General features: G+C 75.5%; 21 protein-coding genes. 11 read left to right on the top strand and 10 right to left on the bottom strand.

All coding sequences use genetic code 11. From position 1 onward, the window contains the following. The first annotated feature begins 25 nt into the window (after nucleotides 1-25). Nucleotides 26-1,249, top strand: a complete 1,224-nt coding sequence (lhgO, locus tag DQ238_RS01295; RefSeq protein ID WP_113779481.1) for an L-2-hydroxyglutarate oxidase — start codon at nucleotides 26-28, stop codon at nucleotides 1,247-1,249. A 21-nt stretch (nucleotides 1,250-1,270) separates the two neighbouring features. Here lhgO and DQ238_RS01290 read toward each other — a convergent pair whose 3' ends face one another. Next, nucleotides 1,271-1,597: a hypothetical protein gene (locus tag DQ238_RS01290; protein ID WP_113779480.1), complete on the bottom strand. Its 327-nt coding sequence runs from the start codon at nucleotides 1,595-1,597 to the stop codon at nucleotides 1,271-1,273. Between the two features lie 84 nt (nucleotides 1,598-1,681). Between DQ238_RS01290 and DQ238_RS01285 the strand changes: the two genes are divergently transcribed. The 6 genes from DQ238_RS01285 to DQ238_RS01265 all read left to right on the top strand — a co-directional run bounded on the left by DQ238_RS01285 (nucleotide 1,682) and on the right by DQ238_RS01265 (nucleotide 3,536). Further along, nucleotides 1,682-2,026, top strand: coding sequence for a hypothetical protein (locus DQ238_RS01285; RefSeq protein ID WP_199506054.1), 345 nt, complete (start codon nucleotides 1,682-1,684; stop codon nucleotides 2,024-2,026). A gap of 290 nt (nucleotides 2,027-2,316) precedes the next feature. After that, a complete protein-coding gene (locus DQ238_RS22645) occupies nucleotides 2,317-2,553 on the top strand; it encodes a hypothetical protein (protein WP_158550680.1) in 237 nt (78 codons plus the stop codon). Further along, nucleotides 2,550-2,729 (top strand): hypothetical protein, encoded by a 180-nt coding sequence (locus tag DQ238_RS01275; RefSeq protein WP_113779479.1) that lies wholly within the window; start codon nucleotides 2,550-2,552, stop codon nucleotides 2,727-2,729. Before DQ238_RS22645 ends, DQ238_RS01275 begins: the two co-directional genes overlap by 4 nt. 17 nt (nucleotides 2,730-2,746) lie before the next feature. After that, on the top strand, nucleotides 2,747-2,902 hold the full coding sequence (locus DQ238_RS22640; protein WP_158550679.1) for a hypothetical protein: 156 nt from the start codon (nucleotides 2,747-2,749) through the stop codon (nucleotides 2,900-2,902). Nucleotides 2,903-2,904: 2 nt separating this feature from the next. Then, a complete protein-coding gene (locus tag DQ238_RS01270; RefSeq protein ID WP_158550678.1) occupies nucleotides 2,905-3,186 on the top strand; it encodes a hypothetical protein in 282 nt (93 codons plus the stop codon). Beyond that, a complete protein-coding gene (locus DQ238_RS01265) occupies nucleotides 3,183-3,536 on the top strand; it encodes a hypothetical protein (RefSeq protein ID WP_113779477.1) in 354 nt (117 codons plus the stop codon). Before DQ238_RS01270 ends, DQ238_RS01265 begins: the two co-directional genes overlap by 4 nt. Before the next feature lie 121 nt (nucleotides 3,537-3,657). Here the strand turns inward: DQ238_RS01265 and DQ238_RS01260 are convergent, their stop codons facing one another. The 9 genes from DQ238_RS01260 to DQ238_RS01220 all read right to left on the bottom strand — a co-directional run bounded on the left by DQ238_RS01260 (nucleotide 3,658) and on the right by DQ238_RS01220 (nucleotide 9,338). Continuing rightward, a complete protein-coding gene (locus tag DQ238_RS01260; RefSeq protein ID WP_147262992.1) occupies nucleotides 3,658-3,843 on the bottom strand; it encodes a hypothetical protein in 186 nt (61 codons plus the stop codon). A 62-nt stretch (nucleotides 3,844-3,905) separates the two neighbouring features. Beyond that, nucleotides 3,906-4,298: a hypothetical protein gene (locus DQ238_RS01255; RefSeq protein ID WP_113779475.1), complete on the bottom strand. Its 393-nt coding sequence runs from the start codon at nucleotides 4,296-4,298 to the stop codon at nucleotides 3,906-3,908. A gap of 1,127 nt (nucleotides 4,299-5,425) precedes the next feature. Next, nucleotides 5,426-5,659 carry a hypothetical protein gene (locus DQ238_RS01250; RefSeq protein ID WP_113779474.1) on the bottom strand — a complete coding sequence of 78 codons (234 nt, stop codon included), beginning with the start codon at nucleotides 5,657-5,659 and terminating at the stop codon, nucleotides 5,426-5,428. Beyond that, complete coding sequence (locus tag DQ238_RS01245) at nucleotides 5,659-6,756, bottom strand: phage major capsid protein (protein ID WP_147262991.1); 1,098 nt, start codon at nucleotides 6,754-6,756, stop codon at nucleotides 5,659-5,661. Before DQ238_RS01245 ends, DQ238_RS01250 begins: the two co-directional genes overlap by 1 nt. A gap of 202 nt (nucleotides 6,757-6,958) precedes the next feature. Then, entirely contained in the window at nucleotides 6,959-7,198 is a 240-nt protein-coding gene (locus tag DQ238_RS22635; RefSeq protein ID WP_158550677.1) for a hypothetical protein, read from the bottom strand. Nucleotides 7,199-7,493: 295 nt separating this feature from the next. Then, nucleotides 7,494-7,793, bottom strand: coding sequence for a hypothetical protein (locus DQ238_RS01235; protein WP_113779471.1), 300 nt, complete (start codon nucleotides 7,791-7,793; stop codon nucleotides 7,494-7,496). Continuing rightward, complete coding sequence (locus tag DQ238_RS01230) at nucleotides 7,790-8,698, bottom strand: hypothetical protein (protein ID WP_113779470.1); 909 nt, start codon at nucleotides 8,696-8,698, stop codon at nucleotides 7,790-7,792. Before DQ238_RS01230 ends, DQ238_RS01235 begins: the two co-directional genes overlap by 4 nt. Before the next feature lie 3 nt (nucleotides 8,699-8,701). Continuing rightward, nucleotides 8,702-9,067: a hypothetical protein gene (locus DQ238_RS01225; RefSeq protein WP_113779469.1), complete on the bottom strand. Its 366-nt coding sequence runs from the start codon at nucleotides 9,065-9,067 to the stop codon at nucleotides 8,702-8,704. Between the two features lie 67 nt (nucleotides 9,068-9,134). Next, complete coding sequence (locus tag DQ238_RS01220; protein ID WP_233495612.1) at nucleotides 9,135-9,338, bottom strand: AlpA family transcriptional regulator; 204 nt, start codon at nucleotides 9,336-9,338, stop codon at nucleotides 9,135-9,137. 85 nt (nucleotides 9,339-9,423) lie between these two features. On the opposite strand from DQ238_RS01220, the gene DQ238_RS01215 reads away from it, so the two are divergent. Genes DQ238_RS01215 through amrB form a run of 4 tightly spaced genes read left to right on the top strand, consistent with a single transcriptional unit; the run spans nucleotide 9,424 to nucleotide 12,681 of the window. Then, a complete protein-coding gene (locus DQ238_RS01215) occupies nucleotides 9,424-9,813 on the top strand; it encodes a helix-turn-helix domain-containing protein (protein ID WP_113779467.1) in 390 nt (129 codons plus the stop codon). 1 nt (nucleotide 9,814) lies between these two features. Next, a complete protein-coding gene (locus DQ238_RS01210) occupies nucleotides 9,815-10,942 on the top strand; it encodes a site-specific integrase (protein WP_113779466.1) in 1,128 nt (375 codons plus the stop codon). 29 nt (nucleotides 10,943-10,971) lie between these two features. After that, the gene (gene amrS / locus DQ238_RS01205) at nucleotides 10,972-11,826 is read left to right on the top strand and encodes an AmmeMemoRadiSam system radical SAM enzyme (RefSeq protein ID WP_370447497.1); all 855 of its coding nucleotides are present in this window, start codon (nucleotides 10,972-10,974) and stop codon (nucleotides 11,824-11,826) included. A 3-nt stretch (nucleotides 11,827-11,829) separates the two neighbouring features. Next, nucleotides 11,830-12,681, top strand: coding sequence for an AmmeMemoRadiSam system protein B (gene amrB / locus DQ238_RS01200; RefSeq protein WP_113779465.1), 852 nt, complete (start codon nucleotides 11,830-11,832; stop codon nucleotides 12,679-12,681). The last annotated feature ends 4 nt before the right edge of the window (nucleotides 12,682-12,685 follow it).

Genomic DNA, 12,685 nt, shown 5'->3' with positions numbered 1-12,685 from the left:
CCCGCAGCAGTGGAGGTGCCCGGACATGCCAGGCCGGCACACCGACGGCGGTCGCATCGGGGTCGTCGGTGCCGGCATCGTCGGTCTCGCGGTGGCCCGCCGGCTCGCCCAGCTGCGGCCCGACGCGCAGATCACCGTGGTGGACAAGGAGGACGACGTCGCGGTCCACCAGACCGGCCACAACAGCGGCGTCGTCCACGCCGGCCTCTACTACCGGCCGGGCTCGCTCAAGGCGCAGCTGTGCACCCGAGGACGGGGCCTGCTGCGGGAGTTCTGCGCCGAGCACGGCCTGGGCTACGACGAGTGCGGCAAGCTGGTCGTCGCGCGCCGTCCCGAGGAGCTGCCCGCGCTCGCGGAGATCGAGCGCCGGGCCACCGCGAACGGCGTGCCCGGCCTGCGCCGGCTCTCCGGCGAGCAGCTGCGGGAGGTCGAGCCCGAGGCCGTCGGGGAGGCGGCGCTGCACTCGCCGCGCACCGCCGTCGTCGACTACCGCGCCGTCGCGCGGGCCATGGCCGAGGAGCTGCGGCGCAAGGGGCACGAGGTCCGGCTGGGCTTCGAGGTGACCGGCCTGCGCAGGGAGCCGGGCGGGGGAGTGGTGGTGCGCTCCGACGCGGAGGCCCTGGCGGTGGACCGGCTCGTGGTGTGCGCCGGGCTGCAGTCCGACCGGGTGTCCCGGCTGGCCGGCGACGAGGCGGGGCCGGCGATCGTGCCCTTCCGCGGCGAGTACCACCGGCTGGTCCCGGAGCGCACCCACCTGGTGCGCGGGCTGATCTACCCGGTGCCCGACCCGCGCTACCCGTTCCTCGGGGTGCACTTCACCCGGCGGGTGGGCGGCGGCGTCGACGTGGGGCCGAACGCGGTGCTGGCCCTGGCGCGCGAGGGCTACCGCCGGCGCGACGTCCGGCTCGGCGAGTTCTGGGAGACGGTGCGCTGGCCCGGGATGCGCCCGCTGGCGCGGCAGCACTGGCGCACGGGGATCGCGGAGATCCGCGGCTCGCTGTCGCGCCGGGTCTTCCTCGCCGCGGCCCGGGAGTTCGTCCCCGCGCTGACCGAGGACGACGTCCGGCCGGCACCGGCGGGCGTCCGCGCGCAGGCCGTCGACCGCGACGGCACGCTGGTCGACGACTTCCGCATCCACGCCGTCGGGCCGGTCGTCGCCGTCCGCAACGCGCCGTCGCCGGCGGCCACCTCGGCGCTGGCGATCGGCGAGCACGTGGCCGACCGGGTGCTCACCGAGCGGGGCGCCTGACCGGTGGCGCCGGCCGGTGCGTCAGCGACCCGGCTCGCCGACCGGCGCCGGCCCGGCGAGCAGGCGCTCGACCGCCGGGGACCGGCGCAGCGCCACCGGCCGGCCCGCCCGCTCGGCGGCGTCGAGGTGGTCGCGCAGCAGCTCGAGCGCCGGAGCCGACAGCGAGGTCACCGAGCCCGCGTCGACGCGGTCGACCCGCACCGGTTCGCGGCCGTAGCGGCGCAGGAAGGCGTCGACGGTCGTGGCGTCGACCGCCCCGGCCAGGCACAGCGCCCGCCCGTCGGCGGTGTTGAGCAGACGGACCACCCCGCGCGCCGCGGCCGGGCCGTCAGGCGGCAGCGAGCTCACCGCCCCAGTGTGCCGCCTCCTCGTCGGTGCCGCGCAGCCGTGTCGCTGCGGCCCGGCAGTTCTATCGTGGGGGCGGGAGGCGCGATGACCGAGATCAGCCTCGACGACCGGTACACGGTCCCGGGTCGCTTCTGGCACCGGCTCGACGACGGTCGCGTGCAGTGCGACGTCTGCCCGCGGGAGTGCCGGCTGCACGAGGGGCAGCGCGGCCTGTGCTTCGTCCGCGGCCGGGTGGACGACCAGGTGGTGCTCACCTCCTACGGCCGGTCGAGCGGCTTCTGCGTGGACCCGATCGAGAAGAAGCCGCTCAACCACTTCCTGCCGGGCAGCGCGGTGCTGTCCTTCGGCACCGCCGGCTGCAACCTGGCCTGCCGGTTCTGCCAGAACTGGGAACGGGGGGTCCGTGACCTGCGTGAACGCTCCGACTAGCGTTCTGAGCTGCGGATTTCGTCTCCCAACACTTACCAACGTCACCCGTCGTTTCCCGGCGTTTCTCCGGGTGTGTGTGCCCCACATGTGCCCTTGACGGAGCCCCCGGCGCGTGGTGACCGGGGGCCTCCGGTCACCACGCGGCCCGGCCGGTGAGCCGGCTCTTGACGGAGCCCGGCGGGCGGCTCACTGTTCCTGCACGGCCGCGTCTCACCCGAGGCGCCGCCGGGGGCGGGCGGCCACCCGACCCCCGGCGACTTGGTCGCACCTCAGCAGAGGAGGTGGACCCATTGCCGATCATTGACTACGGGTCCCGCGCCGGTCATGACTCCACGCCGAACACGCCCGGCGACCCGCCGGTGTTCTACGTCGACCCGGCCGCCGTCGATCTGGTGGACTTGCTCGAACACCTCGCCGAGCGCGACGACGCCCCCGAGGTCCGGGAGGCGGCCGGGGTGATCCTGGGCGCGCTGACCCGCCGGGGGGCTGACCTGTGGCTCGACGCGATCCGGGCGGCCGAGCGGTGACCGCCCCTGACGCGGCCGACCTGCTGGCGCTGCTCGGCGACGTGGTCGACGGCCACGTCTTGGACGGCGCCGACGCGCGCACCCTGGTCGTCCTGCCGAGGCCCGTGTACGACGTCATCGCCCGCCGGGTCGATGTCGAGCGCACCCGCGCCGCCGAGCGGGCGGGCGGCCGGTGAGCCGCCGCAGGCGCCTCGTGGACGCCCCCACGTGCCCGCCACCGGCCCCGGTGGTCACCGTGCCCGGCGCGGTCGTTCGTGAGGCCCTGGCGCTGGCTGGCGGCGACCGGCGGCGCCTGCGGGTCAACGACGACGGCACGGTGACCGTCACCAACACCCCGAGGAGGCCGTGACCGTGACCACCGACCCGCCCCGCGACTACGCCAAGCTCGCGCAGTACGCGCGGGCCCGGCTGATCGTGTCGGCCGCGTCCGACCAGACGTGCCCGTACGGGGAGCTGTCCCGGTTCGCGCAGTCTCGCTGGTATGCGACCCGCGTGCTCGGCGCGGTCTACGCCGAGTGCGTCGAACGCGGCGAGCCGGACCTGACGGCGATCCTGGTCAAGGCCGGGGAGCTGCCTCAGGATCTCGCGGAGGCAGAAGCCGTGTACGCCTACTGGCGGGAGGTCCACCAGTGAGCACCACCGGCGAATTCGGCCAGGTCGAGACGACCGGACTGGTCCCGCTGCCCCACGGCGAGCCGGCCGAGATCGGCGTCGTCCGGCCCGCCGCGGGCGACGACGGCCCACCGCTGGTCGTCGCCGTCGTGCCCGAGGACCCGATGACCGCGGCGACGGCGCGGCGGCTGGCCGGCGGGCTGCTGCTGGCCGCCGCCCGCGCCGACGGGCTGCTGCTGCCTGCCGCCCGGGCCGGCGGATTGGTGGGCGACCCCGGGACCGCGGCGGATGCGCAGCGCCGGCGGCGGTGGGCGCTGCCGTTCTGCGCGGCGGCGCGGGCCGCGTTCAGCCGTCGGCGCGCCGACGGTTGAGGCGTCCCGGCCGGTCCCGTCCCCCGGCCGGCCGGGACCCCCGCACCCCCCCGCACCGGGCCCCGCCGTCACCACACGACGGCGGGGCCCCGTGCTGCACGGTGAGGCTCTCGGCCGCAGGTCAGCGGTCGCCGAGCCTGTCCCACGGCCGCAGATCGAGGGTGTCGATCAGCCGGGCCTGTTCGGCGGTCATCGGGATGCAGCCGGTCGTCGCGTGCTCGGCCTCCAGTTGGTCGGTCACCGCGCGTTCCTCGGCCGCGTCGCGCATGTCGCGCCGGTCGGCGTCGGTGAACCACCTGATGGTCACGGGGTCAGTCTGCCGGACTCGCAGGCCCTCGCCGGTGCGGCCCGCCGGGGTCCTGCCCGTCCTCACCGCTCATCGGGGGCACCTCCCGGGAACGCGGGGTGGGGGGACTGCCGAGCATCCACCCGACCACCGGGCCGCCCGTGCAACGCGCGCAGCTCCGCCAGCTTCCCGTCCACCGGGTCCGGCTTCCGCCGCGCCGGCCGGTCCTCCGGCATCACCTGGTCCACCAGACGCCCGAACAGGGCCCGCTGACCGCGTAGTTCGGCCAGGATTCGGCGCTTCTCCACCCCCTCCGCGCCCTCCACCAGCCCGTGCAGGACATCACACGCGTCCAAGGTCCGGCACGCCTCCCGCAGCAGCACCAGCCGGTGCGCATCCAGGTCGAACGTGCTGGTCAACTCGGTCCACAACTTGCGGCCGGAGGTCTTGAGCCCGGCCGGGGCGCGTTCGTTCACGGGTGCTGCTCCTGTCGTCGGGGCCCCTCGGCGGGGCCGGTTTTCTCTGGGGGCCGGGGAGAGAGTTCCGCTGACCGGCGGACCGGCTGGATGATCTTGGGGTGGGGTTGGGGAAGCCCCCTCCCCTGGGGGTGGGTGGCGGTGGGTGTGGGTGTGGGCTGGTCGGTGTTACCAGCGGCGGGAGGGTGTGCCGAGGTCGGCGGGTGGGGGGCGGTTGCCGCGGCCGAGGTTGCCGGGGTGTGCGGCGGGTCGGGTTCGGCGCTGGTGGGGCCGCTGGGCGGGTTGTCGGTGGCCGCGGGCGGAGTCCGGCCTCGGGGGTCGGGCTCGGGTGCGGGTGCGGGTCGGTCCGGCGTCGGGTGCGGGTCGGTCGACCGGGTTCGGCGTCGGCTGTGCGGAGCGACGACGGCCAGCGTCGTCGTGGTGGTCGTCAGCGTCGGCGCCGCGCCGCCGCTCGTGCTGCTCGTTGTTGGTGCGCTGCTCGTGCCGCTGGTCGCCGTGCTCGTCACCGGCGCCGCCCGTCGTCGTCGCTGTCGTGCACGCGACTGTCTCGCCGTCGTGCCGCTGGTCGCCATCGTCTTCGTCGTGCCGTCGCTGCCCGCGGCTGTCGTGTTCGCCGTCGCTCGTGCTCGCTTGTCGTCGGGGCCGTCGTCGTCGTGCCCGCTCTGGCCGCTGTGTCGCTGTCCTGTCGCCGCTGTCGCGCTGCTGGTCGACGGTGCTGCTGGTCCGTGGCGCCGGACGCGGCTCGTCGGTCAGGGTGTCGTGTCCGGTCGCTGGTCGGGTGCTGCCGCCCGGGGTGCCGCCGGGGGTGGGGTGCCGCCGGGGGTGGGGTGCCCCGGGGGGCCGGTCCTCGCCGGGGGGGTGGCCCGGGCGGGGGCTGTGCGGGGCGGGGGTGGGCTGCTGCCCCCGGGGTGGTGGCCTCTTCCCCAGCCCGGGGTTGCGTCACGTGACGTAGGGGGGTGGGGGGGTGTGTGTTCGGGGGGTCCGGGGTCCCACCCCCCGCCCGCAGGAACCGCACAGAACCGGACGGGTGGGGGGTGGGGTCCTGCCCGCCTCCGGCAACTGCCAGGAAGCGGGGGCGGGCAGGGTCCCGCCGGCCGGCGTCAAGGAGGGCACCGGCCGGCGGGGGCCTACGGCGCCCAGTCTGCGAGGGCCTGCTCCAGCCGGTCGAGGGGCAGGCCCCGCCCGGTGGGCCAGTCGTCGGCGATGTGCGTGTGGGTGTCGGAGTCGACCAGGCGGTAGCGGCCCTCGCTCACCCGGTCCAGGCGCAGGCCGCGGGCGCGGGCCGCCTCGGCGACGCGGGTCTCCTGGTCGGGCTGGGGTGCGCGGCGGGCGGCGGCCCGCGGCTTGCCGGTGCCGGCCATCAGGTGGCCGCGATGCGGCGGGCGCCGCGGGCGTCGCGGACGTGGAACAACGCGTTCACCTCGACCCGCAGGGTGGTCAGGTTGCGGGTGAACCCGGTGTAGGGGTCGGCGTCGAACCGCATCCCGCCGAGGTACAGCATGCCGAGCATGGCCGGGTCGATCAGGTACGGCGGGGTGGTGCCGGGCCTCTCGATGACCCGCAGGCCCCACAGGCCGGTGCCGCCGGTCTGCGACAGGGGAAAAACGTAGCCGCCGGCGTCGGTGGTCAGGTCCAGGGCGGCGGCGTCGGCGGCGTTCACGACCAAGACAGAGGGGTTGGCGCCCTCGGCGCGCATCGCGGTGACACCGTTGCGGACCTGCGCAACCAGCCCGGTGCCGGTGTTGCCGAACGGTGGCGCGGCGGCGACGATCTGCCGTTCGACGTGCGCGTCCAGCTCCCGTTCCACGACGAACCTGCCCTCACTGTTGAGGAACTGCCGCAGCAGCGACTCCGCCTCCAGGATCGCGTTGGGGATGTCGCGGATGGTCACGGCGAGCTGCTTCATCGGCTCGCTCACCGCGGTCAGCGTGACGTCGAGCTCGGCCTTCGTGGTGGTGGCGTCGATGGCGCGTTCGACGGCGCCGGTGACGGCGCGGGCGGTCTGCCGGAAGTCGGCTACGGCGGTGTTGGTGCCGGCGTCGGCGCGGGGCAGCGCCGGCCACAGAAACCGGCTGTCGCGGCCGATGGGCACCCAGGCCGGGTCGGTGGGGTTGATCGTCGGCGTGGGCGGGAGGGTCGCGGTCTTGGCGTGCGCGCCGAGGGCGGCGTAGGCGGACAGCTCCACCGACGGGCGGCTCTTGGCGTGGAACCCGGCCTGGATGAGTTTCTGGCCGAGGCCGGGGCCCTGCCATCCGGGCGGGGAGCCGTCGACCGGGTCGCCGCGGCGCATCCGGTCGATCTCGTCGCGGAACGCGGCGGCGTCGCGGTCGGCGTCGGCCTGGTCGATGCACCGCTTGACGTACTCGCGTTCGTCGTCGGTGAGGGGGCGGCCGGCCTTGCGGGCGGCGGTGATGATGGTGTCGGCCCGGTCGAGGGCCTCGCGCAGCACAGCGCGCATGGGAGGGTCGTCCGTTCGAGAGGCAGGGCGGGGTAGGCCGGGCGCGGGATGCGCTCACGGCTGGTCGGCCGGCTGCCGGGGGCCGTCTCGACGGCGGTGGCCGTCTTACGTCCGCGGTACGGCTCTCTTCCCTTGCTTCACCGCCGGCCTCGGCGCTCCTGCGCGTCATCGGCGGGCGGTGCTCGCTCGGTGCTGCCCCCCATCATAGCGGGCCCTGTGACGGTTCCGGGTTGCCGGCGGCGGCGAGCGCGGTGGCGGCGAGGGTGCGGGCGGCCGTCGCCCGGTCGAACGCGGAGTCGGCGAGGTCGGCGGCGGCGGCGGCGAGGGCGTCGCCGGCACGGCCGCGGGCCCGGCACACCGCGGCGCAGGCGACCAGGGCGGCGCGCAACTCGGCGGTGGCGCCGCCCAGCTCGGCGGCGGCGGCGTCCAGGTCGGCGGTCATGACCGGGACCAGCGGCGGGCGTGGAGGACGTCGTGCCGGGCGGGCAGGGCCCGGCCCCGGCACCGTTGGCAGGGGGGGTGCACCCGGGCGAACCCGCACTGGTGGCCCCAGGCGGCCTGTGCGGCGCACCGTGGGCACCACCCGGCCCGGCGGTAGTCGGAGGCGACCGCATCCCATCTCGCGGCCTGGCGGGTCGTCTCGGGGCGTTCGATCGCCGGCCTGCTGTCGCCGGATGTCTCGACCCCCGCGGCGCGTGGGGCGGTGACGGACGGAGCGCTGGGGGCGCGCAATGCGGTCATGCGGGGTCTCCTGTCGGGTCGGTGAGGACGGCCAGGCGGCGGCCGTCGTCGTCGGTCGCGGGGGCGATCCACCCGGCCGCGGTCAACACGGTGAGGCAGCGGCGGACGACCGGGAGCGGGACCTGGCAGGCGTCGGCCAGCTCCCAGAGGGCGGGCATGAGCACCGCGGTCGCGTCGTCGGCGCCGCGGTCGGTGAGCCGGTGCCCGACCAAGATCGCGGTTGGTGGCAGGCCGGACGCCTTGAGCGCGTCCCTCCAGCGGGCGGGGGGCGCCAACGGCAGAGCGGTCGTGATCATCGGGCGGCCTCGCGCTCGGCGAGGCAGTCGAAGCAGTCGCCGCAGTGCAGTGCCCCGGGGGCGTAGTGCCCCGGGTCGGCGCACAGCTGGTCGTCCCAGCGATTCACCTCGCCGACCGCGTGCGCGTCGGAGGTCTGGGGTTCGGGGTTGGCGGGCACGGGGTGTCCTTCCTCGGGTGTGGGGTCGGGCTCAGGGGCACATAGACCTATGCGTTCGGCGGCCGGGGCACATAGACCTATGCGGGAGGGGCACGTAGTCCTGTCTTCGGGGGTGTATGTGCCCTTGGCCGGGTTGGGTGGCAGGAGGTCGTACAGGGCGGCCAGCCGCTTCCGTACGTCGCCGCGGCGGGCTCTGGTCATCACGCCGGCGGCTGCGAGCCGGGCGAGGGCGCAGCGGACGGCCTTGCGGGTGAGTCCGGTTCGGGTCATCAGCTCGGGCAGTGGTAGGGCCGGGCGGACGCTGCCGTGCTTGTCGGCAAGGTCGCAGGCGGCGGTCAGCACGGCGCGGTCGTTCGGGTTGGGGAGCCGGTACGGGTCGGCGGCGATGCTGCGGGCCTCGGCGATGACGGCGGCGACCTGCTCAGCCGTGGGCCGGGGGCGCGCCTTGACGTACTCCTCGGCGTTCTCCCACACCTTGATGAGCAGCTTGCGGTAGCTGCTGGTCGTGCGTTCCTTGCGGCCGCCGGCTCGGCGGGCCTGGTGGCCGAGGTGGGAGATCGACTCGTCGAGGAGGTAGGTCCAGCGGGCGAAGTCGAGGCCGTGTTGCATCGCGGCGAGGGCGGTGCGGTTGAGCGCGTGCCAGACGCGGCGGTCGTACTCGGCTCCGTAGGCGTCGGCGAGGCTGGGGGCGCCGGTGCGAATGAGGTCGAGGTACGGGCCGTCGAGGGTCTGGGGCTCGGCGCTCACCGGTCACCGCGCCGACCCGGGCCGGGTGAGGACGAGCGTCCGACCCTCCTGCGCGATCAAGCCGCGCGACGCCAGGTCGGCGAGAGCATCGGCGATGCCGGTCACCGGCAGGCAAGTGCACGCGGCCAGCTCGCCGGGGGTGGCCCGCACCCGACCGCTTCGGCCGGCGCGGTCGAGCAACTGACCGGCGACGGTGCGGCCGGCGAGGTTGAGGGGGACCCGCGCGACGGCGGCGGACCAGTCGGCGGGCGTGACGGTCCTCGGTTGTCGGCGGGCGGCGCTACGCTCGTCGGTGGAACCCCCACCCACGCGGATTCCCGGGCCCCCGCTGAGTTGCCGCTCGGCGGGGGCCGTCTCGTCGGGGGTCATGCCGCCGGGCCCTCCCGGGTGGCGCGGACGGCGGCGGCCCACGCCTCGCGGTCGACCGGGGCGGGGCTCATGCGGCACCGCCGTCCCGGCGCTGCGCCAGCCACGCGTCGAGGTCGCTGCGGCGGACCCGTACGTGCTTGCCGACGGTGTAGCCGACCGGGCCGGTGCCCTTGGTCCGCCAGTTGTAGACGGTGCCGAGCGGGACGCCCAGCTCGTCGGCGATCGCCTCCAGGGTCAGCCACTGGTCGCTGGGGGTCTTGGTCTTCGTCAACGTGAGTCCTTCCGGTGCTGTCTGTCCGTCCTCGCGGGGCGGCACACGTTGACAGTAGTCATCTTTCGGTACTACCGTTTCTGTCATGACAGGTGTCGATACGCAGGCAGAGGACCGGGAAGCGCAGCTCGGCCGCCGGCTGAGGGAGCTGCGCACCGGGGCCGGTTGGTCACAGGAACGGCTGGCCGAGGCGATGCGGGCGGCCGGGTTCGGCTGGCGCCCGAACACGGTCACCAAGACCGAGCAGGCCCAGCGGACACTGAAGGCCACGGAGGCCGCGGTCGTGGCGCAGGCACTCGACATCGAGGTGGCCGCGCTGCTGGTCATCGAGCCCGGCGCGGTGCACGTGCGCATCGGCGACCCGCACCAGGACCCGCCGGTGCTCACCCCGGAGCAGGCGGCGGCCGAGGTCGCCCGGCTGCGAGAGCGGATCGAGCGGGTCGCGGCGGCGCTGCTGCCCGACGAGGAGGTGTGACGTGGCGTCGATCGAGAAGCGCGGGGGGGTCATCTTCGCGCGCTGGCGCGACGGCGACGGGCGGCAGCGGAAGGCGTCACGCGGCCCGGACGGCAAGCCGTTCACCAGCGAACGCAAGGCCCGGCACTACGCCGAGAGCCAAGAGGTCGACGTGCGACGGGGCACCTACGTCGACCGGTCCGACCGCACCACGGTCAGCGAATGGGCGTGGGACTGGCTGGCCACCAGGTACGACGTCCGCGACGCCACGCGGGCCCGCATCGAGAGCGTCATCGCAACGCACGTCGACGGCACCCGGCTGGGGGACCGGCGGCTGGTCGACCTGCGGCCGTCGGAGATCCAGGCGTGGGTGGCCGACCGGTCCAAGGTGCTGGCGCCGTCCACGCTGGCCAAGGTCGTGGGTCGCCTGCGCCAGCTGCTCGCGGCGGCCGTGGACGACGGCCGCATCCCCTACAACCCGGCCGACCGGGTCAAGCGGCCGAGGGCGCCGCGCCGGGAGAAGGTCACCCCGCCGACCGTCGCGCAGGTGCGGGCGATTGCCGAGGCGATGCCGCCGCGCTACCGGGCGCTGGTGATCGTCCAGGCGGCGACCGGCCTGCGGGTCGGCGAGCTGCTGGCGCTGCGGCCCCGTGACGTCGACTTCCTGAGCAGGCCCCCGACGGTCACGGTCGCCGCGCAGGTCGACCACCTGACCCGGCAGCGGGTCGACTGGTGCAAGTCCGACACGTCGCGCCGCACCGTGCCGCTGCCGGAGCCGGTGCGCGACGTGCTGGCCGCGCACCTGGCGGCCTTCCCCGTCGACCGCGACGCGGCGATCTTCGGCAACGGGCGGGCCACCGGCCGACCGGTCACCAGGCACCACTACAACCAGATGCTCCACCGGGCGTGCACGGCGGTCGGGGTGCCGGACCTCACCTCGCACATGTTCCGTCACCACGCGGGGTCGGTGCTGCTGGCCGAGGGGCGGCCCGACGTGGACGTCGCCGAACACCTCGGCCACGCCAACACCCGGTTGGTTCAGGAGGTCTACGGCCATCCGATGCCGGATGGGAAGGCCCGGACACTGGAGGCGCTGGAGCGGGTGTGGTCCGACGCTGCCGGTGCCCTTCGTGCCCCGGCTGTGCCCTAGCGGTCGGGCGCGGGGCGGTGCCCTAGCCACTGAGCAGCAAAAACGGTCCGCCTAGGCGGACCGTTTACCTGTTCTGCCAGAACTGGGACATCTCGACGTCACGGGAGATCGACCGGCTCTCCGCCGCGGCCACCCCCGACGGCATCGCCGAGGCCGCCGAGCGGCTCGGCTGCCGCAGCGTCGCGATGACCTACAACGACCCGACGATCTTCCTCGAGTACGCGGTGGACGTCGCCGACGCCTGCCGGGCCCGGGGCATCGCAGCCGTCCTGGTCACCGCCGGCTACGTGACCGATCCCGCCCGCCGGGAGCTGTACTCCCACGTCGACGCCGCGAACGTCGACCTCAAGGCGTTCACCGACCGGTTCTACCACCGCGTCTCCGCGGCCCGTCTGCAGCCGGTGCTCGACACCCTGGTGCACCTGCGGCACGAGACCGACGTCTGGTTCGAGGTCACCACGCTGCTCATCCCGGGGCACAACGACTCCGACGCCGAGATCGACGCCGAGTGCACCTGGATCGCCGAGCACCTCGGCCCCGACGTCCCGCTGCACTTCACCGCGTTCCACCCCGACCACAAGATGCGCGACGTCCCGCCCACCCCGCCGGCGACCCTGACCCGTGCCCGCCGGATCGCCCTGCACGCCGGCCTGCGGTTCGTCTACACCGGCAACGTCCACGACGCCGATGGCGGGCGCACCCCCTGCCCCGGCTGCGGGGCGGCCGTGGTGGAACGGGACTGGTACGTCATCAACGGCTACCGGCTCACCGACGACGGCCGCTGCACGGGCTGCGGCACCGCCCTCCCCGGCCGCTTCGACGGGCCGGTCGGCCGCTGGGGAGCCCGGCGCCTGCCCGTGTCGCTCGCCCCTGCGGGCCGCTGAGCCGTGCGCGTCCGTCCGGCCGCGGTGGCCGGCCGGTTCTACCCTGCCGACCCCGCGGCCCTCGCCGACCTGGTGGACGGGCTGCTGCGCGGTGTTCACCTCGACGTCCGCCCCGGGGTCCGACCCGCGGTCCGCCCCGCCCGCCCGGTCGCCGTGGTCGCGCCGCACGCCGGCTACCGGTACTCCGGTGCGGTGGCCGCCGCCGCCCACGCCTGCCTGGCCTGCCGGCGCGAGGCGGTCGGCCGCGTCGTGGTGCTGGGCCCGGCGCACCTGGTGCCCCTGGACGGCATGGCCGTGCCGACCGTGGACGCCTTCGCCACGCCGCTGGGCCCGGTCGAGGTCGACGCCGACGCCCGGACGGCGGCGGCCGCGTCCCCGCACGTCGCGCTCGACGACGCCCCGCACGTCGGTGAGCACTCCCTCGAGACCCAGCTGCCCTTCCTGGTCCGGACGCTGGGGCCCGCGGTGCGGGTGCTGCCCGTCCTCGTCGGCCGGACGCCGCCACCGGCGGTGGCCGCTCTCCTGGACGCGCTGCTGCCCCTCGGCGGCACGGTCGCCGTCGTCTCCACCGACCTCAGCCACTTCCTGGGCGACCGGGCGGCCCGGGAGCGGGACCGTCGCACCGCCGACGCGGTCCTCGCCCGGGACGCCGCCGCGCTCGGTCCGGCCGACGCCTGCGGCCACCACCCCCTGCGGGGGCTGCTGCACTCCGCCGCCGAGCGGGACCTGGACGTCGAGCTGCTGCGCCTGGCCACCTCGGCCGACAGCGGCGCCGACCCCCGGCGGGTGGTCGGCTACGGGGCGTTCCTCCTCTCCGACGCGGGTCCGCGGGCACCCGGCGGGCGCACGCCCTGACCGA

Source organism: Geodermatophilus sp. TF02-6 (genome assembly GCF_003319115.1).
Lineage (GTDB): Bacteria > Actinomycetota > Actinomycetes > Mycobacteriales > Geodermatophilaceae > Geodermatophilus.
This window is presented reverse-complemented; position numbering and strand designations above follow the sequence as displayed.

What these genes read in the sequence shown, in the direction of transcription:
- lhgO (WP_113779481.1), top strand. Translation starts at nt 26, where the DNA reads ATGCCAGGCCGGCACACCGACGGCGGTCGCATCGGGGTCGTCGGTGCC.
- DQ238_RS01285 (WP_199506054.1), top strand. Translation starts at nt 1,682, where the DNA reads ATGACCGAGATCAGCCTCGACGACCGGTACACGGTCCCGGGTCGCTTC.
- DQ238_RS01250 (WP_113779474.1), bottom strand. Translation starts at nt 5,659, where the DNA reads ATGGCCGGCACCGGCAAGCCGCGGGCCGCCGCCCGCCGCGCACCCCAG.
- DQ238_RS01245 (WP_147262991.1), bottom strand. Translation starts at nt 6,756, where the DNA reads ATGCGCGCTGTGCTGCGCGAGGCCCTCGACCGGGCCGACACCATCATC.
- DQ238_RS22635 (WP_158550677.1), bottom strand. Translation starts at nt 7,198, where the DNA reads ATGACCGCCGACCTGGACGCCGCCGCCGCCGAGCTGGGCGGCGCCACC.
- DQ238_RS01235 (WP_113779471.1), bottom strand. Translation starts at nt 7,793, where the DNA reads ATGATCACGACCGCTCTGCCGTTGGCGCCCCCCGCCCGCTGGAGGGAC.
- DQ238_RS01225 (WP_113779469.1), bottom strand. Translation starts at nt 9,067, where the DNA reads ATGACCCCCGACGAGACGGCCCCCGCCGAGCGGCAACTCAGCGGGGGC.
- DQ238_RS01215 (WP_113779467.1), top strand. Translation starts at nt 9,424, where the DNA reads ATGACAGGTGTCGATACGCAGGCAGAGGACCGGGAAGCGCAGCTCGGC.